Origin of the sequence: Desulfovibrio sp. Huiquan2017 (assembly GCF_017351175.1) — a bacterium.
Taxonomy (GTDB): Bacteria; Desulfobacterota; Desulfovibrionia; order Desulfovibrionales; family Desulfovibrionaceae; genus Pseudodesulfovibrio.
In genome coordinates this window covers 101132-126263 of record NZ_JAFMPN010000011.1, presented here as the reverse complement: position 1 = coordinate 126263, position 25132 = coordinate 101132, and the positions used below count along the sequence as shown (strand labels likewise).

Sequence of the window (25132 nt, the reverse complement as noted above, 5' to 3'; positions counted from 1 at the left end):
GGGAGGCACCGGGGTGCCGGGCTTAGGATTTGCCTTCCCGAACGGCATTCAGGAGGCCACCTGCCTGGATAATCTGTAGTTCCTTTTCGGTCAAATCATTTGTGACCGAGACGGTTAGGCCGTTCCCGGCGATCACGTTCACGGCGCCGCCGGGAGTGATCTCGGAAGCCGGGATGGTCAGGTCCGCGCCTTGTTCCAGCCGGTCGTAGTCCGCCGGGTTTTCCAGGAGCAGGGGCAGGATGCCGAAGTTGATCAGGTTGGCCCGGTGAATGCGGGCCAGGGATTTGACCACCACGGCCTTGACGCCCAGGTGGCGGGGGCCCAGCGCCGCGTGTTCGCGGCTGGAGCCCTGGCCGTAGTTCTCGCCGCCCAGGATGACGCCCTTGCCGTGTTCCTTCATGCGGCCGACGAACCCTTCGTCCACGCGGGAGAAGATGTACTGGCTGATGGCCGGGATGTTGGAGCGCAGCGCGGTGATCTGCGCGCCGGCGGGCAGGATGTGATCGGTGGTGATGTTGTCGCCGACCTTGAGCAGGATTTTGGCCTCGATGCTCCGGGGCAGGGCGTCGAAGTCCTCCAGAGCCACGATGTTGGGTCCGCGCAGGACCTCCACGGCGGAGCCGTCTTCGGGCGGGAAGACGAACAGTTCGCGGATGGACGGCACGTCGTCGGGCAGGGTGACGCGCTCGGGCGCGGGGCCCCATGTGGCCGGGTCGCTGAATTCGCCGTCCAGGGCGAGGCGCGCGGCGGTCTGGGCCGAGACCAGGAATATCTGGCCGTCCTGAGTGCCGGAACGGCCTTCGAAGTTGCGGTTGAAGGTGCGCACGGACACGCCCGCCGAGACAGGCGAACCGCCCATGCCGATGCACGGGCCGCAAGAACATTCGAGCAGGCGCGCGCCCGCGTCGAGCAGCGGTTCGATGAGCCCTTCGCGGGCGAGCATCTTCATGACTTGCTTGGAGCCGGGGGAGATCATCAGATCGGTCTCGGGCGGGGTCATGCGTCCGGCCAGGATCTGGGCGGTGTTCTTGAGATCGGAATAGGACGAGTTGGTGCAGGAGCCGATGGCCACCTGGTCGATCTTCTTTCCGGCCAGGTCCTTGACCTTGCAGACCTGGTCCGGCATGTGCGGCTGGGCCACCAGGGGCTCCAGGGCGGACAGGTCGATGGTGATCACCTCGTCGTACTCGGCGTCCGGGTCGGCCACGAGTTCGGTCCAGTCGTCGGCCCGGCCCATCTTGGTCAGGAAGTCGCGGGTGGTTTCGTCAGACGGGAAGATGGAGGTGGTCGCGCCCAGCTCCGCGCCCATGTTGGTGATGGTCGCGCGGTCGGGCACGGACAGGGAAGCCACGCCGGGGCCACTGTACTCGAAGACCTTGCCCACGCCGCCCTTGACGGTCAGCCTGCGCAGCAGTTCGAGGATGACGTCCTTGCCCTGGGCCCAGCCGGTCAACTCGCCGGTCAGCTTCACATTGACCACTTTGGGCATGGGGATGAAGTACGGCTCGCCCGCCATGGCCAGGGCCACGGACAGCCCGCCTGCACCCATGGCCATGGCGCCGATGCCGCCGGCCGTGGGCGTGTGGGAGTCCGAACCGATGAGCGTCGCGCCGGGCTTGGCGAAATTCTCCAGGTGCAACTGGTGGCAGATGCCGGTGCCTGCGGGCGAGAAGACCGCCCCGGACTTGGCGGCCACGGTGCGCAGGAAGCGATGGTCGTCAGGGTTGCGGAAGCCCATCTGGAGGGTGTTGTGGTCCACGTAGCTGACGGACAGGTCCGTGCGGACCCGGTCGATGCCGATGGCCTCGTATTGCAGCCAGGCCATGGTGCCGGTGGCGTCCTGGGTCAGGGTCTGGTCAATGCGCAGGCCCACTTCCTCGCCCGGAACCATGTTTCCGGAAACGAGGTGCTTCGCTATGATTTTGCGGGTGATGTTCTTGCCCATGATCACTCCTAGGATACGTTGGGTCTCTCTCGTAACCGTCCGGGCGCGGTCGTTCCGGGGCTCTCACCCCCCGGCCGCTTCGGGGACGGGGTCCTTTCCTGAAATCGGCTCGGGACTCAGAACAGGAAGCCGTTCTTGACGCCTTCCGACGGCTCCATGTCCTCGATGCCGAGTTTGATCCGGCGGATCTTGTTGGTCCGGAAGCGGATCTCCACGTCCAGTCGCAGTTTGTCCTGCTGCGCGTGGAAGATTTCCTCGGCATGGTAGACGCCCGTCCCGGGATCTTCCGAGGCCCGGAGATCGCGCACGGCCTGCTTGGTCTTTTCCAGCTCCAGGGTCAACTGCGCCACCTCCGCCTCCAGGACGTCGATGTCGTCGCTCAGCCGTTTTTCATCGGATCTTGATTCGTCTTCTCGTGTCATCCTTTTTCTCGCGTTCCGGTTTGGGTTTCATCTTGCCGGTGGGCAGGGAGTTGTAGAAGTTCCAGAACTCGGGCCAGGTGGCGGTCACTTCGCCGTGATTCTCCAGCACGATGCCGGGCACGGTGAAGGCGGCCAGGGCGCAGCCCATGGACCAGACCGGATCCGGGCTGAACCAGGTCCCTTCCCAACCGGGCTTGCCGGGCTTGAGTTCGATGACGTCGCCGTCGATCTCGTAGCTCGCACCCATGCGGTCCAGCAGCTCCACGGCCACATCGTTGTTTGCGCCGGACAGCCGGGCGTCGCCCACCTTGAGCGCCAGGGCCAGGGCCAGGGGCATGAGGTCCGGGTACGCGCCCAGGGAAATGTCGGCGGATGCGGGCAGTTCGCCCTCCAGGGACGCCACCACGTTTTCGGTGGCCACGTCGATGCGCAGGCCCAGGCCTTTCAACTGTTCCAGCACGCGGTCCGCCCGCTCGTTGCGGGGCCAGGAGCCTTCGACGTTGATCCGGCCGCCGCACAGGGCGGGCAAGGCCAGAAGCATGGCGTTCAGGCGCACGGACAGGGGCAGTTGCGGTTGCGGCTCCATGATCGGGACGCCGTCGGACACGGACACGGAGTCCTTGCCCAGCTCGGCCTTGATGCCGCAGGCTTCGAGAACGGTGACGGCCTCGGCCACGCGTTCGCGGGCCGTGCTGGTCAGTCCCTTGATGGTCAGTCCTCCGGGGAACGACCAGGCGGCCAGGGTCAGGGCGGCGGCGAAGTCCGGGTCGATGCCGCCGGGCAGGGTCACCGCCTCGTCCATGGCCCCGCCGCACTCCAGGCGGATGGGCAGGCCGGGGTTGTTCGGGTTCATGGGAACCACCCGCGCGCCCAGCGACGGCAGCACCTTGTTCAGGGCGGACGCGTCGAGCAGTTGCAGGGAGGGCTTGCCCGTGAACTTGCACCGCCCGGCGTGGCCGAGGGCCAGACAGAGCAGCATGTAGAAATTGAAGGAGTCCTCGCCCACGAAGGCCATCTTGCCCTCGAATTCCAGGGTCCGGCCGCCGTCGTTGCGGATGAAGTCGTCGTCCCAGTGAATGGGCGCGCCGACCTGCTTCAGCGCCTTGGCGAGGTCCTTGTTCGGGGCGTTCATGGTCACCGGGGAGAGGGTCACGGACGCTCCGGCCGAGGCGGCCATGGCCAGCATCATCCGGGTGAAGCGGAAGGAACGCGGCCCGTTGAGCCCCGCGGAAACGGGTTCCACGCGCGGCGCGAGCTTGTAGCCTTCGCCTTCGAACGCCTTGCGCACGTCGGCCAGCGAAAATTGGTTGAGCAGGGTGAAGAGCTGTTTGGTCAGCTTGGCGTCCAGCCCCAGGCGGCCCGCCGAACGGTCGAAGGCCGCGCGCAGCAACTTCTCGAGCTTGGGGTCCACCAGGGATTTCTGCCGGGATTTGCGCCAGGCTCCTTCCTTGCGGATGAGGAAGGTGCGCTTTTCCAGCAGGCCCAGGATCTGGTCGTCGATTTCGGCGATGTCGTTGCAGCGGTGGCCGGTGACCACCTCGGCCTTGGACGGGGCGTCGTCGTCCGGGATCGGGGCTTCGGGCTTGCGGCCGAAGAAGTCGCGATTGTCGCGCCGGGGGCCGCGGCCGGGACCGCGTTTGTCGAATTTGCGCGGAGGCCGCCGTTCGTCGCGTTGCGGGCGGCCCCTGTCGTTGCGGGGGGAATTGTCGGAGGCGCCTTCGGCGTCCTTGCGGGGGCGGTCCTCGAAGGGACCGTCGTCTTTGCGGATCTTGATCATCGTCTTGCCGTCTTCCTTATGTATGATTATGGTTCCCGCCACAGCGGGAAAGGCTTCTCTAGCCCGAAAGCGCGCGATATGCAAGACCCGGTCGCCCGCCGGAGCCCGCGCGTCCGGCGTTTTGACCCGTTTCCCGCGTCTGCGTACTGGACAAGCCGCTTCGGAAGAGGCACATTGGAATAAGTCGTTCCCGTCCCCGGTGGACCGGCCCGGCTTCGACAACGCACCCTAATTCCATGGAGGAACACGCCATGAGGAAAGTATTGATACCCGCGCTGATGATATGTTTTCTGGCCGCAGGCTACGGCTGCGCCACCAAAGCCCAGCAGGGCGCCACTGTGGGCGGCCTGGCCGGCGCGACCATCGGCGCCCTGACGTTCAAGGACAAGCTCCTCGGCGCGGCCGTGGGAGCGGGCGTGGGCACGCTGTTCGGCTACATCGTGGGTAACGAGTGGGACAAGCATGACGAGGCCCAGGTCCAGCGGACCTTGGAAGTCGGCAAGTCCGACCAGCCCCAGTCCTGGACCAACCCCGACACCGGGGCCAGCTACACGGCTACGCCGACTCCCCCGTACATGGCCGACAACAAGGTCTACCGCGACGTCTACATCAAGGACCAGAAGGATGGCGATACCATCATGGCCAAGGCCTGGCGCGACGACAAGGGCGTCTGGCATCTCAAGCAGTAGCCCGTTCAGACCGGGATCGACCAACCCAAGGGACCGCTTTCGAAGCGGTCCCTTTTTTTGGGGACTCTCCCCTTAACTCTCTGGGAAAAACCAGGTGTTGAAAGCCGCTTCGCGGCGAAAATCAAAAGGACTTCGCCTCCGGCGGGCAAGGACTCGCGCCCTTGCATCCCCTTTTTGCGCCTCCGGCGCGCTTTTTTTTGGGTGCCTTCCAGGAGAGAAGGGGAGGGCGTTGAGAGCCGTTTCGCGGCGGGGTCCAGGCGATTTAGCCGCCGATGGGCAAGGACTCGCGCCCGTGTATTCTTATTTGCGTTCGCGCGCGGGACCCGGTTCCGGGATCAGGAGTGGCCCGGTCGGCGCAGGGCCGCCAGCGCCCCCCGCAAGGTCACCGCGCCGATGACCGTCACGCCGCCCGCCACGGCCCATGCGCCGGGCAGCTCGCCGTAGCCCACGGCCACGAGCAGGGGGTTGAAGATCGGTTCGAGCATCATGATCAGGATGGCTTCCAGCGCGCCCAGCCGTTTTATGGCCCAGACGTAGAGGGCCAGGGACACGCCCTGTTGGAAGACGCCGAGGTAGAGCATGCCGAGCCAGCCGTCGGGGGAGGGCGGGACCGGGAACAGGAAGGGCAGTCCGGCCAGGGCGGTGAGCAGATGGCCGAGGATGACCGATTCCACGGGCGAGGCGTCCTTCTGGGCGCGCATGCACAGGGTGAACGCGGCATAGGAGAGGCCCGTGCCCATGGCCAGGATGTTGCCCCACAGCCCGGAGGGGGAGAGCCTGTCGAAAAAGAACAGGGCCATGCCGCCCACGGTCACGGCGATGAATGCCCAGTCGGACCGGCGCGTCCTTTCGCCGAGCAGCCACGGCGCGAACAGGGCCACGTAGACCGGCGCGGTGTAGGCCAGCAGGATGGCGTTGGCCGAGGTGGTCAGCTTGGTGGCCGCCACGTTGGTGATCAGCAGCCCGGCATAGCCCGCGGCCGCCCCCCACTGCACCGCCGAGAAGCGGAACTTCAGCTGCCCCCGGAAAAGCGCGGCCAGGGTCAGCGCGGCCAACCCGCTGCGCATCCCGGTGATGGCCATGGGTGTCCACGGGACGAGCTTGATGACCAGCCCCCCGGAGCTCCAGATGAGCGCCGTGGCCGCCAGAAGCAGTATGGCCTTGGTCCTTTCGGGCACAACCCCCCTGTTCTGCGGTAAAAGAGCGGGAGAGGCAAGACGAATTTGGCGCGGTTAACCCTCCCAAATCGGTCCGTTTTCTGGCATACTCGGCCGCGACGGCGGGGCGCGCAGTGTGCCCGCGCGGCAACCGGGAGGTCCGATGGGAGCATCTTCAAGCAACACCGGGGGCGTGAACCGCTCCCATGGCCGCACGCCGATGCAGCGGGCGGTCTTTTGCCTGGGGCATTTGTGTCTTGTCCTTATTTGCGCATGGCTGGTCTGCGGCGGCCTGGAACGCGCGGGCCTGCTGTTAGGCCGGGATTGGACCTTTGCCGACAGGGATCGGGCGCTGTTGTTGCTTGGTTGCGCAGCGCTCTATTGGGCGCGCCACGCGGTGACCCTGTTTTACCTGCTGGCGCGGCGCGTGGACTGGCCCGAGGTCTTCGGGCTGCTCGCCTTCATGGCCCTGATCGAAATAGGCCAGCTTCTCGCGGGGGGCCTGCTCTCGGACGGCCCGACGCCGCCCACGCCGCTGGATTGGATTGCCCTGGCCCTGGTCCTGGGCGGCTCCTTCCTGAACACGGCCTCGGAAATACAGCGCAAGCTGTGGAAGCGGGACCCGGCCAACCGGGGCCGTTGCCACACCGGCGGCCTCTTCCGTTACGCCGTGCACATCAACTACTTCGGCGATACGGTCATGTTCACGGGCTGGGCCCTGCTGACCGCCGTGCCCTGGGCCCTTGCCCTTCCGGCCCTGATGGCCGCCATGTTCGTGGGCTACCACATCCCCGCTCTGGACGCCTACCTGGCCGAACGCTATCCCGCCGACTTCCCCGCCTACGCCCGGACGACCAGGAAATTCATCCCGTTCGTGTACTGATAAGCTCCGAACTGAAGCCTTGTCGGCCCTCATGAACGCTATGTTTTGGCTCAGGTGGGCAATTGGAAGAAGGTAACCCCACGTAAAACAGCTGATGGGGAGTAATATCCTGGCTCCAGCACTTTTGGATCACGTCTGTCTTGTGTCCAATATCAGATTATGTGTATAGGTAGGGCAGCGTATGATTAAATTAGTTATCCTCCAACCAAGGAGCTAAATCATGAGAAATAACATGCTGTCTCTGCTAACTGGAATTGGTGCGGTTATCTTTTTATCTTTTGCTGCAATGGCCGCTGAACACTATATGCCGATCTCGGCTTATTCAAAGCCAGCCGGTTACAATGAGCATGAAATTAGTGCAGCTGTAATAGCCACTGTGATGGGAAGACCCGTAAACATCATGTTGGTGAAAAGTGTCGATGGGGAAACCTTTTTCGTTAAATATACTAGACCGAGCGATGGATCCGTATGGACCAGTAAGTGTAAGTTTGATGGAACGAGGGTGATCTGGGGGACTCGCGATGGCAGATGGAGGGTGCATCCGGAAGATGGCGTTGTCAGTTATGAGGTGAAGTCAGGGAAATTAGTTGTTACTGAGCGATATTCTGATGGCAGCGCAATAAGCAAAGAATATCGCAAGTCAGATTTCAAATAGGATTTGATCTTCGGTTCCCCTTTCTGCCCGGCGTCTTTGGAGCGCTTTTGGGGCGGCACGCCCCAAATAGTGGCTCTAGACGTATTGAAGTGCGGGAGAGTGCGCCGTTCGGCCAACGAAAAGGGGAGGCTGCGCGAGCAACCTCCCCTTGAATGGTCAGTAGAACCGATTGGTCGGACTTATTTCATGTCCTGACCGGAAGCGGCCTTCTGCATCTTGACCTCGACCTTTTCGGTCAGGTTCTCGTAGTAGTCGCGGAGGATGACCAGGACTTCGTCGCGGCCGAAGTGATCCGGAACCTCGGCGCCTTCGGACAGGGCCTTGCGCAGCTTGGTGCCGGACAGGATGACGCGGTCTTCCTTGCTGTGCGGGCAGGTGCGCATGGAGGCCATGCCGTCGCACTTGTAGCAGTAGAAGGTCCAGTCGATGTTCATCGGCTGGCAAAGCAGGGCCTTGCCGGGTTCCGGGCAGGCTTCGGTGACGTAGGGGATCCGCTTGAAGATCTCCTGGGCCTCGAACAGGCCGTAGAAGTCGCCGACACCGGCGTGGTCACGGCCGATGAGCATGTTGTTGATACCGTAGTTCTGGCGGAAGGTGGCGTGCATCAGGCCTTCGCGGGGACCGGCGTAACGCATGTCGAGGGGGTAACCGGCGTTGATGACGTTCTCGGGCACGAAGTAGTTGTCGATCAGAGTCTGGATGCACTTGATGCGGACTTCGCCCGGGATGTCGCCCGGCTTCAGGTTGCCGATCAGGGAGTGGATGACGACACCGTCACACACTTCGACGGCGATCTTGGCCAGGAACTCGTGGGAGCGGTGCATGGGGTTGCGCAGCTGCAGGGCGGCAACCTTGGACCAGCCGCGTTTTTCCATCTCGGCGCGGATCTGAGCGGGGGTCTGGTAGACGCCCGGGTAACGCTTGGCGTAGTCGCCCTCGGACAGGACCTTGACGGGACCGGCCAGGTTGTACTTGCCCTGAGCCATGACCATCTGAACGCCGGGGTGATCTTCCATGGCGACTTCCCAGAACTTGTCGTCGGCGGAATCTTCACCGTGGCCCTTGTAGACCAGCTCGCATTCCCATTTCTTGTCGGCTTCGGTCATCTCGTACTTTTCTTCGATCTTCATGGTCGCGTAGACCACGCCGTCCTTGGCCTTCAGGGCCACCTCGTCACCGACCTTGACGTCTTCGTCGTTGGTGTCGAGGGTGATGGGGATGGGCCAGAAGGTGCCGTCGGCCATCAGGAACTTTTCGCAGACGCCGGCCCAGTCGGCCTTCTTCATGAAGCCGTTCAGCGGAGAGAAGCCGCCGATACCCATCATGATCAGGTCGCCCTTGGCGCGATCGGAAATTTCGAGGGTCTTCAGGCCAGCAGCCTTTTTGACTTCAGCTTCAAGCGCTGCGCCTTCGAGCAGACAGCAAACGAGACCTTTACCACCGTGAGGTGCTACGAGGTTGGACATGTAAGCCTCCTAAATAGTTTGTCAGTGATTCCATTGCCTTAATTCATGGTGAGCCGCCTCGGCCGCTTACATAACCATGATTATTTCCCAATTGTAGGGTCCGCCTTTATTGGCTGTTTGTGAAAGTCGTGTCAAGCGCTTTTTTCCGCCCGTCCTGCAACATCTTATGCCCGATGGACCGCTCGGGTGGGTGAGTAGACCTTCTCGGGAGAAAGTCTAGAGAACGAGGGGGTTTTCACTATATTTTTTGATTGTATTTTCAGTGGATTGCATTGTCATTAGAGTACTACCATATAAATTGAAAAAAGGCTTGCAATTCTTTGTTCATTTAAACTAAAAACGGTAAAGGTTTCAATAGGTGTTTTTTCGTTGTGCGATGCCGCTTCGCGCCGGGTGAAAATGCCGACGGGCCGGGCATTTTTCGCCCGCAGGCCCAAAACCCGAGACACAGTTGACGATATACGCTTGTTCAAAAATTCACTTTCACGTTGACAAGGGTGTTTCGTCTTGCTAATCCCAAATTCCGCCCGGTTTGCAACGGGTGACGATTTTTGTTTTTAGGTAGAGGATGTCGGTTATTGTGAATAATAAAACCCTATTTAGGAGGAGAAGTTATGCCGACCTTTGTTAACCCGGAAAAATGTGACGGCTGCAAGGGTGGCGAAAAGACCGCTTGCATGTACATTTGCCCCAACGATCTGATGATCCTGGATCCCGCCGAAATGAAGGCCTACAACCAGGAACCGTCCGCTTGCTGGGAATGTTATTCCTGCGTGAAAATTTGCCCCCAGGGCGCTATTGAAGCCCGTCCGTACGCCGACTTCGCCCCTATGGGTGGTACCTCCATCCCGATGCGTTCCGCTGAAGATATCATGTGGACCATCAAATTCCGTAATGGCAGCGTGAAGCGCTTCAAGTTCCCCATCCGCACCACTGCTGAAGGTTCCATCAAGCCCTTCGACGGCAAGCCCGAACCCGGCGATCTGGACTCCGAGATCCTCTTCACCGAGACCGAACTGGCCGCCCCGAAGGCCACCGTCATGGAAGAGGCTTCCGTCACGGACGCCGACCTGAAGAAAGAGTGGAAGCTGGAAGACTACGCCAGCCTGGTCTAGTACCCGGTTCGTGTAATCTCGTCTGCAAGACAACTTGAATCACTTCAAATATTAGGAGAAATATTATGCCTCTGCTTCCTAGCAAAGAAGCCTCCAAAGGTGTTGCTCTCGCCGAGCCGGAAATCATCGAACAGCACGCTGATATCCTGATGGTCGGCGGCGGCATGGGTTGTTGCGGCGTCGCCTTCGAGGCCGTGCGCTGGGCCGACAAGGTCGACCCCTCCCTGAAGATCATGCTCTGCGACAAGGCCGCTCTGGAGCGCTCCGGCGCCGTTGCCCAGGGCCTGTCCGCCATCAACACCTACTGCGGCGAGAACGATGTGGACGACTACGTCCGCATGGTCCGCACCGACCTCATGGGCATCGTCCGCGAAGACCTGATCTTCGACCTGGGCCGCCACGTTGATGATTCCGTCCACCTCTTCGAAGAATGGGGCCTCCCCGTTTGGGTCAAGAAAGACGGCAAGAACCTCGACGGTGCCAAAGCCAAGGCCGAGGGCCTGGCCATCCGCAACGGCGACGCTCCCGTCCGCTCCGGCCGCTGGCAGATCATGATCAACGGTGAGTCCTACAAGTGCATCGTTGCTGAAGCCGCCAAGAACGCCCTGGGCGAAGACCGCTACGTCGAGCGCGTGTTCATCGTTAAGATGCTCCTGGACGCCAACGAGCCCAACCGCATCGCCGGTGCCGTCGGCTTCTCCACCCGTGAGAACAAGGTTTACGTCTTCACCTGCAACGCCGCTGTCGTGGCTTGCGGTGGCGCCGTCAACGTGTACCGCCCCCGCTCCACCGGTGAGGGTATGGGCCGCGCCTGGTATCCCGTCTGGAACTCCGGCTCCACCTACACCATGTGTGCTCAGGTCGGCGCCGAGATGACCATGATGGAAAACCGCTTCGTCCCCGCCCGCTTCAAGGACGGTTACGGCCCGGTCGGCGCTTGGTTCCTGCTCTTCAAGGCCAAAGCCACCAACTACAAGGGTGAGGACTACTGCGAGACCAACCGCGCCATGCTGAAGCCTTACGAGGATCGCGGCTACGCCAAGGGTCACATCATCCCCACCTGTCTGCGTAACCACATGATGCTCCGTGAAATGCGTGAAGGCCGCGGCCCGATCTTCATGGACACCAAGACCGCCCTGCTGAACACCGTCAATGGCGACCTGACCGGTCCCGAGTGGAAGCACCTCGAGTCCGAGGCTTGGGAAGACTTCCTTGACATGTGCGTCGGTCAGGCCAACCTGTGGGCCGCCACCAACTGCGCTCCCGAGGATCGCGGTTCCGAGATCATGCCCACCGAGCCTTACCTCCTGGGTTCCCACTCCGGTTGCTGCGGCATCTGGGTTTCCGGTCCGGACGAGCCTTGGGTCCCCGAGAGCTACAAAATCAAGGCCGACAACGGCAAGGTCTACAACCGTATGACCACCGTCAACGGTCTGTTCACCTGCGCTGACGGCGTCGGCGCTTCCGGTCACAAGTTCTCCTCCGGCTCCCACGCTGAAGGCCGCATCGTCGGCAAGCAGATGGTGCGTTGGGCCGTGGACCACAAGGACTTCAAGCCCGTGCTGAAGGAATCCGCCGCCGACATGGCCAAGGAAATCTACCAGCCGATGTACACCTACATGGAGAACAAGGGCGGTTCCACCGATCCCGTTGTGAACCCGGCCTACATCACCCCGCACAACTTCATGATGCGCCTCATCAAGTGCACCGATGAATACGGCGGAGGCGTTGGCACCCTGTACATGACCTCCCGTGCTCTGCTGAACACCGGCTTCTGGCTGCTCGGCATGATGGAAGAAGACTCCAAGAAGCTCGCCGCTCGTGACCTGCACGAACTGATGCGCTGCTGGGAACAGTTCCATCGCCTGTGGACCGTCCGCCTGCACATGCAGCACATCGAGTTCCGCGAGGAATCCCGTTACCCGGGCTTCTACTACCGCGGCGACTTCATGGGCCTGGACGACTCCAAGTGGAAGTGCTTCTGTAACTCCACCTACGATCCCGCCACCGGCGTGACCACCGTCTTCAAGAAGCCCTACGTCAAGATCATCCCCGACGCCTAAGCTTAGGTAATGATCACCCCGAGAGCGCGGGTCCCCGGACCCGCGCTCTCTTAAAAATACCGGGGCTAAAATGGTCTGAAGCCGGGCCGGGAAAACCGCTCCCGGTCCGGGTTTAGGCCATTTTTTGGCTTGAGCCTCAACTTTATTCGGGAGGAGTTAAGAGAATGTCGAATAACAGTATTCTCGTCGTAGGCGGAGGATTCGCAGGAATCACCGCCGCCCTCGAAGCCGCCGAAGTCGGCTACGAGGTGTACATCGTTGAAACCAATCCCTACCTTGGTGGCCGGGTTGCGCAGCTGAATCAGTATTTCCCCAAGCTGTGCCCCCCCTCCTGCGGTCTGGAGATTCAGTTTCAGCGCATCAAAAACAACCCCAACGTCAAGGTCCTCACCATGGCCGACGTCACGTCGGTTTCCGGTTCCGCCGGCAACTACGACGTGAAGATCACGCAGCGTCCCCGCTACGTGAACGAAAAGTGTACCGCCTGCGGCGAGTGCGAGAAGGCCACCAAGACCAAGATCAGTTCCGAATTCGATTTCGGCACCGGCACCCGCGGTCTGGCCTACAAGACCCATCCCTTCATGTTCCCCATGCGCTACGTGGTGGACGCCGAGAACGCGTCCGAGACCGAATTGGCGGCCATCAGCAACGCCTGCCCGTATGACGCGGTGGTCGTGGACGACGCGCCCAAGACCATCGATCTGGCCGTCGGCGCCATCGTGGTGGCCACCGGCTGGAAGCCTTACGACGTGGCCAACCTGACCAACCTGGGCGGGGGCAAGCTCAAGAACGTGGTCACCAACATGCAGTTCGAGCGTCTGTGCGCGCCCAACGGCCCCACGAACGGCAAGATCAAGCGGCCTTCCGACGGTGCGGAACCCAAGAAGATCGCCTTCGTGCAGTGTGCCGGTTCCCGCGACCAGAACCACCTGAACTACTGCTCGTACATCTGCTGCATGGCTTCGCTGAAGCATGTCCGCTACGTGCGCGAGCGTTCCGACGCGAGCGCGACGATCTACTACATTGATCTGCGCACCCCGGGCCGGTACGACAAGTTCAAGTCCATCACCGAGGCTGACGAGAAGCTCAGCCTGGTCAAGGGCAAGGTGGCCGCCATTGTCGAGGACGGCGACGGCAACCCCATCGTCACCGTGGAAAACGCCCTGACCGGCATCAAGACCGACGAGAAGTACGACATGGTTGTGCTCGCCACCGGCATGCAGCCCAGTTGCGCCGGCGTGCAGGTCCCGGCCGGGTCCATCGACGCCGACGGTTTCGTCATCGACGGCGAGGGCATCATCGCCGCCGGTTGCGCCAAGCAGCCGTTCGATGTCATGAAGACCGCCCAGTCCGGCACCGCCGCCGCGATGAAGGCGATTCAAACCGTGGTAGGGAGGTAAACAATGGCTGAAAAGCTTGGAGTATATATCTGTGGAGGCTGCGACATCGGGGCCAACCTGGATGTCGATGGACTGGCCCAGTTCTGCGCCAACGGCAAACACTCCTCCGTTGTCGCTGCGGCCAAGTCCAATCCGGTGCTGTGCAGCCCGGAAGGCAAGGCCATGATCGAGGCCGACATCGCCGAGAACGGCCTGGACGGCGTGGTCGTCTGCGCCTGTTCACCCCGCGCCAAGTGGGACGTGTTCAAGTTCGGCGACAAGGTCCAGGTGGAACGCGTCAACCTGCGCGAGCAGTGCGTGTGGTCCTATGAAGAGGATCCCCAGTTCCCGGGCCAGATGGAAGTCATCGCCAAGGATTACTGCAACATGGGAATCATCAAGCTGGCCAACAGCCGGATTCCCGAGCCGGAACTGCCCGACGCCTACAAGACCGTGCTGGTCGTGGGCGGCGGCTTCACCGGCCTGAACGCGGCGCTCAACGCCGCCAGCCTGGGCTACCAGGTGGTTCTGGTCGAGAAGAACGAGACCCTGGGCGGCAAGGCTGCCACCATGTACAAGTCCTTCCCGCTGGGCGCGCCCTATTCCGAGCGCGAGCAGGAAATCAACATCAAGGACATCATCGCCAAGGTCGAGGTCAACGATAAGATCACGGTCATCACCGGCGCGGTCCTGGAATCCCTGGCCGGAGCCCCGGCCCAGTACAAGGCGACCATCGCGGGCAAGGAATACGAGATCGGCTCGGTGGTCATGGCCACCGGCTGGGTCCCGGGCAAGACCAAGTTCCTGGCCCCGCTGGGCTACGGCACCATCAAGAACGTGGTCACCACCGCCGAGTTCGAGGCCATGGCCAAGAACGGCGGCATCAAGACCGCCGATGGCCGGACCCCGTCCTCCGTGGCCTTCATCGTGGACATCTCCCTGCTGACCAAGGACGTCTCCTACGATCCCTGCGGCGAAGTCTGCGAAGCGCCGGAGGACATGCCCTGCAAGGCGGAAGACGAATCCGAATGCGCCGACGAGTGCGAGACCTTCGCCTACCCCGATAAGGAATCCGCCAAGCACCTGGCCTACTCCTCGGAGCTGACCTCCCTGATCGCCCTGAAGCAGGCCAATTACGTGCGCGAGCTCGCTCCCGACGCCGTGGCCTACATCATCTACGATCACATGATGGTCCCGGGCATCAACGAGAAATACTATCAGGCCGCCCAGGATGATCCGGGCGTCATGCTGACCAAGGGCACGGTCGCCGAAGTCGTCGAGGCCGGTTCCTCGGTGGTCGTCAAGGCCAAGAACACCCTGCTCGGCGCCGACATCGAGCTGGTCGCCGACATGGTCGTGGTTCCCACCGCCATCGTCCCGACCACAGCGGCCGATCCGACCATGAACTTCGTCTACCGCCAGGGCCCGGCCTTCCCGGACCTGGAGCTGTTCGACGGGTTCGCGGATTCCAATTACATCTGCTTCCCCTACGAAACCCGCCGCACGGGCGTTTACGCCGCCGGTTGCGTGCGTCAGCCCATGGGCCTGGGCCTGGCCGCCGAAGATGCGGCCGGTGCCGCCCTCAAGGCCATCCAGTGCATCGAGTCTGCCAACCGCGGCGTCTCCGTGCATCCGCGTTCCGGCGACCTGAGCTTCCCCGAGTTCAACTTCATGCGTTGTACGCAGTGCAAGCGTTGCACCGAGGAATGCCCGTTCGGCGCGCTGGACGATGACGAGAAGGGCACGCCGCTGCCCAACCCGACCCGTTGCCGTCGCTGCGGCACCTGCATGGGCGCCTGCCCGGAGCGCGTCATCAGCTTCGCCAACTACGGCATCAGCCAGATCGGCCAGGCCATCAAGGAAGTGAAGGTCCCCGATACCCTGGACGCCGGCGGCCCGCGCATCATCGTGCTGGCCTGTGAGAACGACGCCTACCCGGCTCTGGACATGGCGGCCATGCGCGGCAAGTCCTGGTCCCCGTACGTCCGCTTCCTGCCGGTGCGCTGCCTCGGCTCGGTCAACGCCATCTGGGTTGCCGACGCCATGAGCAAGGGCATCGACGGTGTGATGTTGCTCGGCTGCAAGTACGGCGACGACTACCAGTGCCACTTCGTCAAGGGCTCCGAGCTGTGCAACCGCCGCAAGGAGAACATCGCGGAGTCCCTGGGACGTCTTGGCGTCGAGCCGGAACGCGTCGAACAGTATGAGGTCTCCATCGACATGTACGACAAGGTTCCGGAAATGATCGACGAGTTCGTCAACAACATCACCACCAACTTCGGCCCCAACCCGTTCAAGGGTTACTAGGAGGTACGGCATGTCCAATACCGTCAAGGTACAACCGGACCTTAAGTTCGTGAAAGAGTTGCAGGCCGTAGGCGGCGACTCCCTGAAGAAGTGCTACCAGTGCGCCACCTGCTCGGTGGTTTGTCCCCTGTCCCCCGCCGACAGCCCCTATCCCCGCAAGGAGATGGTCTGGGCCCAGTGGGGACTCAAGGACCGCCTGGTCAATGATATCGACATCTGGCTGTGCCACAACTGCGGCACCTGCTCCGACCTGTGCCCGCGCGGCGCCAAGCCGGGCGACCTTCTGTCCGCCCTGCGCAACATGGCCTACCGCAACCTGGCCCCCCTGCCGATCATCGGCAAGTGGATGTCCAGTTCCAGCGGGCTGCTGCCTCTGGCCGCCATCCCGGCCATCATCTACGCGCTGATCTGGGTTCTCCAGGCCTCGCGCCTGGGTTCCTTCCTGCCCACCTTCGAGTGGGACCACGCCGCCCATGCCTGGAAAGCGGTGCAGGACGGCGCGGTGGTCTTCGGCGGCCTGTTCGTCGGCGACTACTTCATCGACCCGATCTTCGGCCTGGTCTTCCTGTTCATGCTTTGGGGCTTCTACGCGGGCGTCCGGAACATGCTCAAGGCCTTTGACCTTCAGCCCAAGACCTTTATCGTGGGCCGCAAGGACGAGCCGTGCTTCTGCGCCTGCCTGATCGACACGGTCAAGTACGAGATCCTCCAGCACACCCAGTTCCTGGAGTGCAGCGACGAGGAATCCGATGAACTCGACATCAAGCGCGCCTCCGGGCATCGCTGGCTCATGTTCGCCTTCATCGCCCTGCTGGTCGTCACCGGCGTGGTCGCCACGGGTCACTGGGGCGGCTGGTTCCTGCGCAAGATAGGCGTCGAGGGCCTGGGCGACATCGTGTCCGCCATCGGTCACACCCCCATGCCCTGGTGGTCCCCGGTCAAGCTGCTCGCCTACGTGGGCGCGGGCCTGGGCGTCTACGGCCTCATGGCCCTGACCAAGCGCCGGGTCAACCTGGACCAGTCCAAGCAGTCTTCCAGTTGGTATGACTGGTATCTGCTGACTCTGATCTGGACCATCTTCCTGACCGGTATCGGCGCCTTCGTGTTCCGTCTGCTGGGCGTGGCCCTGTTGGCCTACCCGATCTACTACGTGCACCTGATCGGCGTGTTCATGCTGCTGGCATACCTGCCGTGGTCCAAGTTGGGCCACCTGGTCTACCGCACCGTGGCCCTGTCCTACGCCAAGAAGATTGGCCGCATCCCCATGGGCGCCGACAGATAGTCGCCTGGGTGAACCATACAAACGAAGCTTACTTAGTTAAGGAGGCATCAAATGGCTGAAGCTAAGGTATTCCCCATGAACGCTTTCGTGTCTGTGCTGCGCGGCGAGGCCGCCGACCAGACTCAGCTCGATATGCTGGCTTACATCACCCAGGCTGAAACTCTGGACACCGACGTCGCCCCTGTGGCGCAGGCGCTGTCCAAGGCCTGGATTTACGAACAAGAGCCCGGCCTGACCGCCTATGCCGAGGGCGACATCTCCAAGCTCGGCAGCCAGGTCAAGATCGAGGCCCTGCCCGAGGCGGAGGCCGCCCGTGCCAAGGAAGTCCTGGACCTCCTGGCCGGCCTCAAGGCGGATAACGCCGCCCTCAAGGCCCAGGTCGAGAAACTCGAAGCCGAGAAAAAAGACTTGGCCGCCAAGATCGGTCCCATGGAAGCCAAGATCAAGACCATCGACGCGCAGAACGCTGCGGGCGAGCAGAAGGTCACCGTGGCCTCCACCAAGCTCGACGAGATGACCAAGAAGCTCAACGACCTCATGGCCGAAGTGGAAAAGGTCAAGAAGCAGGGCGTCGTGGTTGCCGGTGTTGCCGGTGACGGCGCGGCTGCTCCCGCCGATGGCGGCATGGCCTCCGGCCCCGAGGTCGGTGGCGAGCCCGAGGCCGATTTCGGCCTCGGCGGAGACGCATTCGGCGGCGATTGGTAAGCCTACCGAAATTGAACGCCAAAGGGGCTCGCGCTGGTGCGCGGGCCCCTTTTTGCGTCCAATTTGCGGTCGGGCGGAGGCTTGGGAGGCCTCCGGTCGGGACTGGCGGGGACGTGGTCGCTGTTGGCTGCCGATGACAGCCAAATCGCTGGGGGTGACTTGTTGGGGAAGGGGGCGAGTGGGGAGGCGCGGTTGTTGCAACGTTCCGGGGGAGGAATTATTTTCCGGGAGGTCTCACATGGGCGTTGATGGGATAGATTCCGGCTACCGTGTGGATATGGTGGAAGGGCGCAGGACGCAACGGAGCCGGGCGGAGGAGAGCGGCGGACGGCCCGGGGATACCGTGACCATTTCGGACAAGGCCAGAGAACTGGCCGCAGCGCGCGCCAAGGAGATGGCCCCCGAGGACGCCGTCAAGCCGACGGAGAACGAAGATTTTCCCCTGGAGTCGTACCGAATGCCCGATTGGTATATGGATTTGCTCGGGGGGTACTCCAAGGTGACCGTCCAGCTGGGGCAGTTTTGGGAGGAAGGGCGTACCAAGTACGAGAAGCTCGATCCGGCAGACCAACGGCTTTTCGATGAATACGCGGCCATTGTCACCCCCGCCTATCGCGAGGAAATGGACAAGATCGGCGTGCTTGGGGACCATGGCAAGTACTATCACGAATTTCTCGAAAACCCCGAAAATCAGCGCACGGTGCGGAACGCCCTGTATGATCGTCTGAAAAACAATCCCCGGGCCATGGAATTGATGCAATATTTCGGCATCAGCATGCCACAACATTTCGTACCCTCTTGATGAGAAGGAGCCCGAAGGAATCCCCTCCGGGCTCTTTTTTTTGAATTGGCAACCGGTCCGGGGGGCGGCGCGAGGAGGGCCGCTGTTTGGGGGCTGCGCCTTTAAAGGCCTTTGAGGGGCAGAGAAGAGGGGGGAGAATGGTGAAGATGCTATTTATGTAAATATACGAGGTTTGATGATGTATTGACCGGCTGGCGATCAATCTCCTCGAACAGTTGTGCCGAAACTCCTTGATCAGCAAGAATAGAGCGCAATTCGTCTTTAGAAGAATAGCCTAGATCGGTAGCGACCGCACCGACACGAATTTCGTCTTTGAGCAACTCGATGATTTGGGGAAGAAGGTCTGGTTTGGAGTGAGGAAATTCGCCGGGCTCATTTTTCCTATAAGGGCTCATCGCTATGCAGGAACGCCTATAAGATGATTCCGATATGATGCGAAGTTCTTTCGCCCGATAAAGCATGGCGGCAATGGATACTTTCCATTTTCGCTTTAATGAAAGATAGCCTTGAAGACTCCACCGTCGTGGGCAATCAGCCAAGAATGTAGTTCTTGGCAAAAGGAAATTGCTCGCAAATTTATCTGCTTCGCGTTCCGTCGCATTGTCTCCTGTTTCAATATCTTGATGAAAAAGTAAATGCCCAAATTCATGTGCTAAATCAAAATTAATACGGCTGGCAGGCTTGTCGCTGTATAAAAAAATACAAGGCGTGGATGAAATCCACGCCGAAAAGGCATCAACTTTTCCAAAATTATCGCCAGACAACATTATTATACGAATGCCCTTGCTCTCAAGAAGGCCCATCAAATCAGTTATTGGTCCTAGTCCTATATCCCATTCATTTCGAATGTTATAAGCAAGCTCTTCAATGTCAGCAGATGTTTTAATGACTGTCGATAAATGTGATATTTGTTCGTCAATAAAAGTAATTCCAAAAGATTGAAAGTGGTTGATTAGGTCATACAGCCTTTCGCCTTGTTGCTTAGCCATTCGTTTTTGTATGAGTGATGTGCTCCTTCTAGAACGAAAATGGCAATCAGAGATATCAATAGGGCTGGGGATTGTATAACTAAAGGAAAAGAAGCTGTGATGTACTTTTAATGTTTGAGACAGCGACAAAAGAGTGTCGATCTCAGGGCGAAGATTTCCATTCTCAATGCGTGTTATAGCGCTTGGGGACTTCCCTATCTTATCAGCTAAGTCTTTTTTAGTCATCCCACGCAACTCACGTGCAACTGTGACTTGCTTGGGATTTAAATTATCTAAGCTATGTTGTAGGCTGTTACTCTTCATTAGTAATGACCTTATTGGGTATCGTACGAGTTACAAGCTGGCGCTTTTCGTGTGAGGGGGCGGAAGGCAAAGTGTCAACGTGAACGGGTTGTTCGTCAGCGTTGAATATCTCTACGAGATTCTTGCAATGCGAACTCTTTCCTATCTGCGAGAGAATACCCACGAAGATACGCTGTACACCTTCCTTCTTGTCGGCAACAACGCCTATGAACAGCGTCCCACCGGATGAAGAAATAATGAATTCTTCCAATCCTGGCAACAGAATCCCTCCGGTCGTGGCCGCTTCAAGCTTTAGCTTTTTCCCGCCCAGTGGGACAAGGGTTTTCGGATGAACTCGATGACAGCGCACTTCTAAACTCCCGAGGAGAAATCTGAGATCATTTTGGGCATAAGTAACTTGTTTAATGATTGAGGAATATTCTAATGATTTAAAATAATTTATTTTATATTCCCAAAAAGCCATGCCAAATGTGTGCTCACCAAGGAAGGGGTCTACCCTCATGCATTCAGCGGCCACTTCGCCGCTTTCTTTTATAATATCAATCAAATGAGTCAGAGCAAAAGAAGCGATCGTGTTGGCTTTTTCGATAATCGTAACGTCGGTGGCCATTGAACAATCCTTTTTAAAGTTTATTGTATGAACTTTTCTTGATAGAAAATTAACTGAATGTCAAGTTGACCATTAAAAAATGAATTTATTGCTCGTACAAAAGGATTTCCGACGAAAGTGACAGCAAAGTATGTTTTTAAAGGAGGGCTCTTGAAAGGGTATTTGTGAGTATTAAGGTCTAATGAAATGGGGGAAGGGGCGGAAGAGAGGATTCATGAAGGATGTCGGCTCGATGGGTAAAAATGTCCGGACCGGTTCTTGCAAATACCCGGTGCCAAGAAAAAAATACCTAGGGAGCGGATATGAACATCTCAAGTGATTTGACGTCGTCGCCGTACGGCTTTGAAGATCTGGTCAGCAAGGCCCGGCCGAGGCAGGCCGAGGGACTTCCCCAGGATTCCTTTACCTCCGTTATCGAGAAAGAGGAGGACAAGCAGCAGGGGCAATCCGGAGGAGTATCCTTCCCGGGTCAGATGTCCGAGGAGGAACGGGTCAAGATCGAGATGCTCAAGGGCAGGGCCGAGCAGATTACCGCCCAGGCGACGGATGGCCTGACCGCCAGGCAGGAGGCCGAGATTCGGTCCATCCAGAAGGAGATCGGCAAGATCACCAATCTGCCCATGGGAGAAAACCTGGTCGAGAAGGCCCGGCACAAGGCCGAGGCGAACAAGATCGAGACCCAGGCCAATAGAGACCAGGAGGATCCGTCCCGTAACGGCCAGGACGGGAACATGCCAGGGGACCAGAGCCGGCTCGACATGGCCGAGCAGCCCGGCAACCAGATGCTGCGCCAGAATGCCTTTATCACCGAGGTGAAGACGGCGAGCGCGGGCATAGCCGCTTCCGGGTTCAAGAATCGAGCCTGATGCCCGGCCTACGGGCCGCGTCCGGGAACCGGGCCAACGGTCGCATGAATGAGGACTCTCTCTTCACGGGAGGGGTGTTGAGCGTCCTGGCCGGAAGACGGTCCGTTCCTCCCCGGGCATGAATCGTTTGGGGCCACCGTGCCCCAAGGTCGAGACGGAAGAACGAAAAACGGCGGTCTCGGCGCGGGATGCGGCCGATAGACGGTCATGCCATCCGGAGCACGGTCTGTTAAGCGCCGCTGGCCGTACGGTGATTTATTCCGCCTTCAACCCCTTGGCTTATTTTTCTTTTTTCGTGTCGAGGTTCTCCTGGCACAGGGCGACGAGCTCGGAATTGCCGCTTGTCTTGCAAGTCAGGAAGTAGGCCAGGGTCTTGCCTTCGTCGCCGACTTTTCTGTTTAGCCGGATGAGGTCCGGCAGGAGAACCTCGGTTTTGTCGAGACTCTCATAAGCCGTGTCGGCCACGGTCAGGGCCTTGTCTGGGGCTTTGGGCTCATAACGCGCCATGAGGTCTTTGTATTCGGCGAGCAGCGTGTCGTCACGCTGGCAGTCGGCCTGCAAGGCCTTGAGCATGGGTTTGCCGTTTGCGGTCGCGATTCGGCATGCCAGGGAACGAATGTAGGGGACTGCTTCGGTCAGGGCGGTGCAGCGGTGGGAGCGGATGAGCTTGAGGGCGTCCTTTTGCTGGCCTGCGAGGAGTTTCTTCTTGGCGTTTTCCATGTCGTCCAGACCGCTGAAGTACCGCTTGGTCACCGAGGAGGCGAAGACCACCTGGTATGGCGCGGTCAGCAGGGCATTGCGCGGGGTCTGCGCGTAGTTGGCGCGAACGTAGCTTTTGACCGTCTGAAGGCGTTCCGTGGCCGCATAGTGCCGCCTTCCTATCTTATCAGTGGCCTTGCCCAGGTCGGCGAACAATTTGTCCATGGAAAATTCGCGCTTCCCGTCCTTGGCCTTTTCCTCTTCCGCAGCCTTCCTGGCCTCCTCCTTGCGTTGTTCAAGCAGGGCCTCCCAGGAAGTCAACCGTTGCAGCATGTGGACCATGCCCATGGGCGAGTAATGGGCGGCGAGCAGCAGGTCCGTGCCCAGGGCGTCGGCTTCCTCCTCGTTCTCCCGGCTGAAGACGGGGATGAAAGCCTCTTGCCCCAGCTTGTCTGCCGCCGTGCCCAACACGGCGTTCTTGATCAGATTATCCGTGTTCCCGCTGGTCTGATATTGGACCGCCGTCGAGGTCTGGTATGCTTCGACGGCGAACCCGATCATGGAGCTCCAGCTTTGCAGGGATTGATGGCCGAGCAGGATGTGCGAGTATTCGTGTGCCAGCAGAGCGGCGACTTCGTCCTCGCTCTCCAGGGCGCGGAGCAAGCCGTAGTCCACGAAGATTGCCTGATCCGTGCTGTAGGCGTTGAATTCCGGGCTGGGGCGAAGGAAAACATAGCTCGACACGGACTCTCTGGGCCAGGCTTGTTGGAGCTTCTTCAGTACGGAATTGAGGTATGCCTCGATATTCTTGTTGCGGGCCACGCCGATGGACAGCCGCTGTCCGGTGAGGGCCTTCTCAGGGATACTGATGGTCGGCGACTTCGGTTCCTCTTTCCCGGCCGAGACCTCTTCGCCCGGTGTGGCCGCCTGGGTGTCCGGGGACAAGGCGGCGTCGCCCGAGGCTGGTTCCTTGAATTGATCAATAAATCGGCCTTCGGGCTCACCTGCGCCCACCCAGGATTGGACGTCCTTCACTCCGGGTGTTTGGCAGGCGGAACACAAAACGAGCGTAAGCACAATGAGCGGAAGCGATCGAAACATGGGGATCCCCTTGGTTGCTATTGGTTCTCACCGATGCCGTGCGTGGCAAAGTTCCGCAGCCCGGACTTGGTTCCCACGGATTGCTGGCACCCTGCGGCGGTCTTGTTCGTGGAGGTGGTCACATCCATGGGGTCGAACCACATCTGCTGGCCGTTGTGTTTGATCATCAGGAAGCCGTTTGGTTCCTCCCGGACAACCGGTACGGGCGTGCCCGGCAGATCGGATACGGCCGTTTCGCCGCCTATGGCGAAACTGTTTCCCGTCTTGACGAAGTAAACCACCGGGTCGGTCTCGTAGTGCGTGATGGCTTGGGCTGGGCCTGCGGCCATGAGCGGCAGGGGCAGGCTCAACGAAAGGATGAAAGTAAGCAGGCAGGCCAGTCGGGTCATGAAATGCGCTCCTTGTTTTCGGGGGCCAGAGTGTCCCGGTCAGGGGTTTGTATGGATTTGGCGAGCAAGGTCAACAGGGAATAGCCGATCCAATTCTGCGGGGCGATTTTGAAGCCGCAATACAGGACGAGCACCAAGCCGAGGGTGATGAGGCTGGATACGTAAACGTATAGGGAGCCCAGCTTTTTGTGTCTGTGGTACATGATGGCGGACATGGCGGCCATGAGCATGGCCATGCCCAGGAACAGGGGAATACTTTGCGGCGGGTTGGTGAAATAACGCGCGCCGTAGCGGGTCAGGTTGTCCAGGGCCATGGCGTGGTAATAGACTCCGGGTAGTTGGCCGTTGACCGGGGTCTCGACCACATCGTTGAAGCCCGCCAGGGCCGCGCCGACCAACACTACACGGTCCTTGAGCAGGCCTCGGATCTGGGGGTTGCCCAGGTCATGTGCCATGACCGTGACCGCGTACGGGATGCGTTCGCGCGCTTTATCCATTGCGTCTTGGTCGATTCCCGCCAAAAGGCTTCGCCAGAGCAGTTCGACGGACCGGGAGCCCCGTTCTCCCCATGTCGGGGCCACGAAGAGTTTCCCTTTGGGAAGCAGATTTCGGTCTTGCATGACTTTGGAAACGGCGCATCCCCACTGCACGGCCATGGGGGCGCCCTGGGCGGGAGGGAAACCGTGAGCGCACGCCGCTGAGCCATCGGCCGCATCGGCGCAAAGGTGGCGGTAGAGCAGAGGGGCGGGCGAGGGGCCGCGTCCGGCGGTGTCCCACAGGGGGTATTCGGCCGAGGTCCAGGCGACCATGGCCGTTTCGATGCCCGGAATGTCCGCAAACAGATTGTCCGCGTCCAGCGTCGACCTGGCCAGGACCACTGGGATGCCGAATCTGGGCACGGTCGCGGATAGGTTGGCGTGGGCTACCTCGAAGGACTCCCGGTCGCGTTCCCGGAGCCGTTCGAGCAGGATGTCCATGAACACGGCCTTGGGCTGTTGGCGCAGGATGCGGTAGAGAAGGTTGGCGTAAACGTCGTAGGGCGGAGGCCATCCCTCGCCAAGTTCGTCGAGGGTTGTGTCGTCGATCAGGACCACGGCGATGCGGTCCTGCCCCGGGGAGTGATAGAAAGGGGCCGTGACGCGGTCGATGATCAGTTGGGAATAGGCGTCGGAAGCGGTGCTCAGGCCGAAGGGGTCGAGGAAGGACAGGATGAGTCCGGAGCAGCACCAGAGCGTAAAGGTCCCGACGGCGATGTCGGCCAGAGGGTGTCTGGAGCAGGCCTCGGCGATGCGTCGCACCCAACGCCAGCGGCGGGCGTAACAGCCGAACCGGCGCATTCCGCGCGGTCGAAGAAAAAAGTCGCCGCAGAGCTCGGCAAAACCCTTGACGGCAAGGCGTTGCGAAGGCCTGGACGAGGATGAGTTCGAAGCTGAAGACGTGTCCATTGTCCGAACGAAAACCCCTCACATACAATATAGTAATTCCCTATCAAGGTATGAATGTATGCTCAAGCGGGTATGATATGTCC

General features: G+C 60.4%; 21 protein-coding genes. 11 read left to right on the top strand and 10 right to left on the bottom strand.

Features of this window, described 5'->3' with window-relative positions:
* Positions 1-22 precede the first annotated feature (22 nt).
* The 3 genes from J0909_RS11120 to J0909_RS11110 all read right to left on the bottom strand — a co-directional run bounded on the left by J0909_RS11120 (position 23) and on the right by J0909_RS11110 (position 4144).
* The gene (locus tag J0909_RS11120; RefSeq protein WP_207262868.1) at positions 23-1945 is read right to left on the bottom strand and encodes an aconitate hydratase; all 1923 of its coding nucleotides are present in this window, start codon (positions 1943-1945) and stop codon (positions 23-25) included.
* A gap of 116 nt (positions 1946-2061) precedes the next feature.
* Complete coding sequence (locus J0909_RS11115; RefSeq protein ID WP_207262866.1) at positions 2062-2367, bottom strand: hypothetical protein; 306 nt, start codon at positions 2365-2367, stop codon at positions 2062-2064.
* A complete protein-coding gene (locus tag J0909_RS11110; RefSeq protein WP_207262865.1) occupies positions 2336-4144 on the bottom strand; it encodes a chorismate mutase in 1809 nt (602 codons plus the stop codon). Before J0909_RS11110 ends, J0909_RS11115 begins: the two co-directional genes overlap by 32 nt.
* Before the next feature lie 251 nt (positions 4145-4395).
* On the opposite strand from J0909_RS11110, the gene J0909_RS11105 reads away from it, so the two are divergent.
* Positions 4396-4833: a YMGG-like glycine zipper-containing protein gene (locus tag J0909_RS11105; RefSeq protein WP_207262863.1), complete on the top strand. Its 438-nt coding sequence runs from the start codon at positions 4396-4398 to the stop codon at positions 4831-4833.
* A 335-nt stretch (positions 4834-5168) separates the two neighbouring features.
* Here the strand turns inward: J0909_RS11105 and J0909_RS11100 are convergent, their stop codons facing one another.
* Complete coding sequence (locus J0909_RS11100; protein ID WP_207262861.1) at positions 5169-6011, bottom strand: DMT family transporter; 843 nt, start codon at positions 6009-6011, stop codon at positions 5169-5171.
* Positions 6012-6153: 142 nt separating this feature from the next.
* Between J0909_RS11100 and J0909_RS11095 the strand changes: the two genes are divergently transcribed.
* Both J0909_RS11095 and J0909_RS11090 read left to right on the top strand, forming a co-directional pair.
* Positions 6154-6873, top strand: coding sequence for a DUF1295 domain-containing protein (locus tag J0909_RS11095; protein WP_207262859.1), 720 nt, complete (start codon positions 6154-6156; stop codon positions 6871-6873).
* Between the two features lie 220 nt (positions 6874-7093).
* A complete protein-coding gene (locus J0909_RS11090) occupies positions 7094-7528 on the top strand; it encodes a hypothetical protein (RefSeq protein ID WP_207262857.1) in 435 nt (144 codons plus the stop codon).
* A 179-nt stretch (positions 7529-7707) separates the two neighbouring features.
* On the opposite strand, the gene sat is transcribed toward J0909_RS11090, so the two are convergent.
* A complete protein-coding gene (sat, locus tag J0909_RS11085; protein WP_207262855.1) occupies positions 7708-8994 on the bottom strand; it encodes a sulfate adenylyltransferase in 1287 nt (428 codons plus the stop codon).
* A 614-nt stretch (positions 8995-9608) separates the two neighbouring features.
* Here sat and aprB point away from each other — a divergent pair.
* The 7 genes from aprB to J0909_RS11050 all read left to right on the top strand — a co-directional run bounded on the left by aprB (position 9609) and on the right by J0909_RS11050 (position 18647).
* The gene (aprB, locus tag J0909_RS11080) at positions 9609-10109 is read left to right on the top strand and encodes an adenylyl-sulfate reductase subunit beta (RefSeq protein WP_207262853.1); all 501 of its coding nucleotides are present in this window, start codon (positions 9609-9611) and stop codon (positions 10107-10109) included.
* 65 nt (positions 10110-10174) lie between these two features.
* Complete coding sequence (gene aprA, locus J0909_RS11075) at positions 10175-12172, top strand: adenylyl-sulfate reductase subunit alpha (RefSeq protein ID WP_207262851.1); 1998 nt, start codon at positions 10175-10177, stop codon at positions 12170-12172.
* A gap of 119 nt (positions 12173-12291) precedes the next feature.
* Positions 12292-13572 (top strand): CoB--CoM heterodisulfide reductase iron-sulfur subunit A family protein, encoded by a 1281-nt coding sequence (locus J0909_RS11070; protein WP_353616758.1) that lies wholly within the window; start codon positions 12292-12294, stop codon positions 13570-13572.
* Between the two features lie 3 nt (positions 13573-13575).
* The gene (locus J0909_RS11065) at positions 13576-15858 is read left to right on the top strand and encodes an FAD-dependent oxidoreductase (protein ID WP_207262847.1); all 2283 of its coding nucleotides are present in this window, start codon (positions 13576-13578) and stop codon (positions 15856-15858) included.
* 10 nt (positions 15859-15868) lie between these two features.
* On the top strand, positions 15869-17140 hold the full coding sequence (gene qmoC, locus J0909_RS11060) for a quinone-interacting membrane-bound oxidoreductase complex subunit QmoC (RefSeq protein WP_207262845.1): 1272 nt from the start codon (positions 15869-15871) through the stop codon (positions 17138-17140).
* 51 nt (positions 17141-17191) lie between these two features.
* A complete protein-coding gene (locus tag J0909_RS11055) occupies positions 17192-17845 on the top strand; it encodes a hypothetical protein (protein ID WP_207262843.1) in 654 nt (217 codons plus the stop codon).
* A 238-nt stretch (positions 17846-18083) separates the two neighbouring features.
* Complete coding sequence (locus J0909_RS11050) at positions 18084-18647, top strand: hypothetical protein (protein ID WP_207262841.1); 564 nt, start codon at positions 18084-18086, stop codon at positions 18645-18647.
* Positions 18648-18796: 149 nt separating this feature from the next.
* On the opposite strand, the gene J0909_RS11045 is transcribed toward J0909_RS11050, so the two are convergent.
* Both J0909_RS11045 and J0909_RS11040 read right to left on the bottom strand, forming a co-directional pair.
* The gene (locus tag J0909_RS11045) at positions 18797-19939 is read right to left on the bottom strand and encodes an XRE family transcriptional regulator (RefSeq protein ID WP_207262839.1); all 1143 of its coding nucleotides are present in this window, start codon (positions 19937-19939) and stop codon (positions 18797-18799) included.
* Positions 19929-20549 carry a hypothetical protein gene (locus J0909_RS11040; RefSeq protein WP_207262837.1) on the bottom strand — a complete coding sequence of 207 codons (621 nt, stop codon included), beginning with the start codon at positions 20547-20549 and terminating at the stop codon, positions 19929-19931. The genes J0909_RS11045 and J0909_RS11040 overlap by 11 nt, the downstream gene beginning before the upstream one ends.
* Positions 20550-20851: 302 nt before the next feature.
* On the opposite strand from J0909_RS11040, the gene J0909_RS11035 reads away from it, so the two are divergent.
* Positions 20852-21415 carry a hypothetical protein gene (locus J0909_RS11035; RefSeq protein WP_207262835.1) on the top strand — a complete coding sequence of 188 codons (564 nt, stop codon included), beginning with the start codon at positions 20852-20854 and terminating at the stop codon, positions 21413-21415.
* 279 nt (positions 21416-21694) lie between these two features.
* Here J0909_RS11035 and J0909_RS11030 read toward each other — a convergent pair whose 3' ends face one another.
* The 3 genes from J0909_RS11030 to J0909_RS11020 are packed head-to-tail and all read right to left on the bottom strand — an operon-like array spanning position 21695 to position 24941.
* On the bottom strand, positions 21695-23215 hold the full coding sequence (locus tag J0909_RS11030) for a M48 family metallopeptidase (RefSeq protein ID WP_207262832.1): 1521 nt from the start codon (positions 23213-23215) through the stop codon (positions 21695-21697).
* 17 nt (positions 23216-23232) lie between these two features.
* Complete coding sequence (locus tag J0909_RS11025; protein WP_207262830.1) at positions 23233-23604, bottom strand: hypothetical protein; 372 nt, start codon at positions 23602-23604, stop codon at positions 23233-23235.
* Positions 23601-24941 carry a CHASE2 domain-containing protein gene (locus J0909_RS11020; RefSeq protein WP_207262828.1) on the bottom strand — a complete coding sequence of 447 codons (1341 nt, stop codon included), beginning with the start codon at positions 24939-24941 and terminating at the stop codon, positions 23601-23603. Before J0909_RS11020 ends, J0909_RS11025 begins: the two co-directional genes overlap by 4 nt.
* Positions 24942-25132: the final 191 nt, after the last annotated feature.

Coding starts and splice junctions, on each gene's coding strand:
- J0909_RS11050 (WP_207262841.1), top strand. CDS start 18,084: ATGGGCGTTGATGGGATAGATTCCGGCTACCGTGTGGATATGGTGGAA.
- aprA (WP_207262851.1), top strand. CDS start 10,175: ATGCCTCTGCTTCCTAGCAAAGAAGCCTCCAAAGGTGTTGCTCTCGCC.
- J0909_RS11110 (WP_207262865.1), bottom strand. CDS start 4,144: ATGATCAAGATCCGCAAAGACGACGGTCCCTTCGAGGACCGCCCCCGC.
- sat (WP_207262855.1), bottom strand. CDS start 8,994: ATGTCCAACCTCGTAGCACCTCACGGTGGTAAAGGTCTCGTTTGCTGT.
- qmoC (WP_207262845.1), top strand. CDS start 15,869: ATGTCCAATACCGTCAAGGTACAACCGGACCTTAAGTTCGTGAAAGAG.
- J0909_RS11025 (WP_207262830.1), bottom strand. CDS start 23,604: ATGACCCGACTGGCCTGCCTGCTTACTTTCATCCTTTCGTTGAGCCTG.
- aprB (WP_207262853.1), top strand. CDS start 9,609: ATGCCGACCTTTGTTAACCCGGAAAAATGTGACGGCTGCAAGGGTGGC.
- J0909_RS11120 (WP_207262868.1), bottom strand. CDS start 1,945: ATGGGCAAGAACATCACCCGCAAAATCATAGCGAAGCACCTCGTTTCC.
- J0909_RS11035 (WP_207262835.1), top strand. CDS start 20,852: ATGAACATCTCAAGTGATTTGACGTCGTCGCCGTACGGCTTTGAAGAT.
- J0909_RS11045 (WP_207262839.1), bottom strand. CDS start 19,939: ATGAAGAGTAACAGCCTACAACATAGCTTAGATAATTTAAATCCCAAG.
- J0909_RS11040 (WP_207262837.1), bottom strand. CDS start 20,549: ATGGCCACCGACGTTACGATTATCGAAAAAGCCAACACGATCGCTTCT.
- J0909_RS11020 (WP_207262828.1), bottom strand. CDS start 24,941: ATGCGCCGGTTCGGCTGTTACGCCCGCCGCTGGCGTTGGGTGCGACGC.
- J0909_RS11095 (WP_207262859.1), top strand. CDS start 6,154: ATGGGAGCATCTTCAAGCAACACCGGGGGCGTGAACCGCTCCCATGGC.
- J0909_RS11115 (WP_207262866.1), bottom strand. CDS start 2,367: ATGACACGAGAAGACGAATCAAGATCCGATGAAAAACGGCTGAGCGAC.
- J0909_RS11055 (WP_207262843.1), top strand. CDS start 17,192: ATGGCTGAAGCTAAGGTATTCCCCATGAACGCTTTCGTGTCTGTGCTG.
- J0909_RS11105 (WP_207262863.1), top strand. CDS start 4,396: ATGAGGAAAGTATTGATACCCGCGCTGATGATATGTTTTCTGGCCGCA.
- J0909_RS11090 (WP_207262857.1), top strand. CDS start 7,094: ATGAGAAATAACATGCTGTCTCTGCTAACTGGAATTGGTGCGGTTATC.
- J0909_RS11030 (WP_207262832.1), bottom strand. CDS start 23,215: ATGTTTCGATCGCTTCCGCTCATTGTGCTTACGCTCGTTTTGTGTTCC.
- J0909_RS11065 (WP_207262847.1), top strand. CDS start 13,576: ATGGCTGAAAAGCTTGGAGTATATATCTGTGGAGGCTGCGACATCGGG.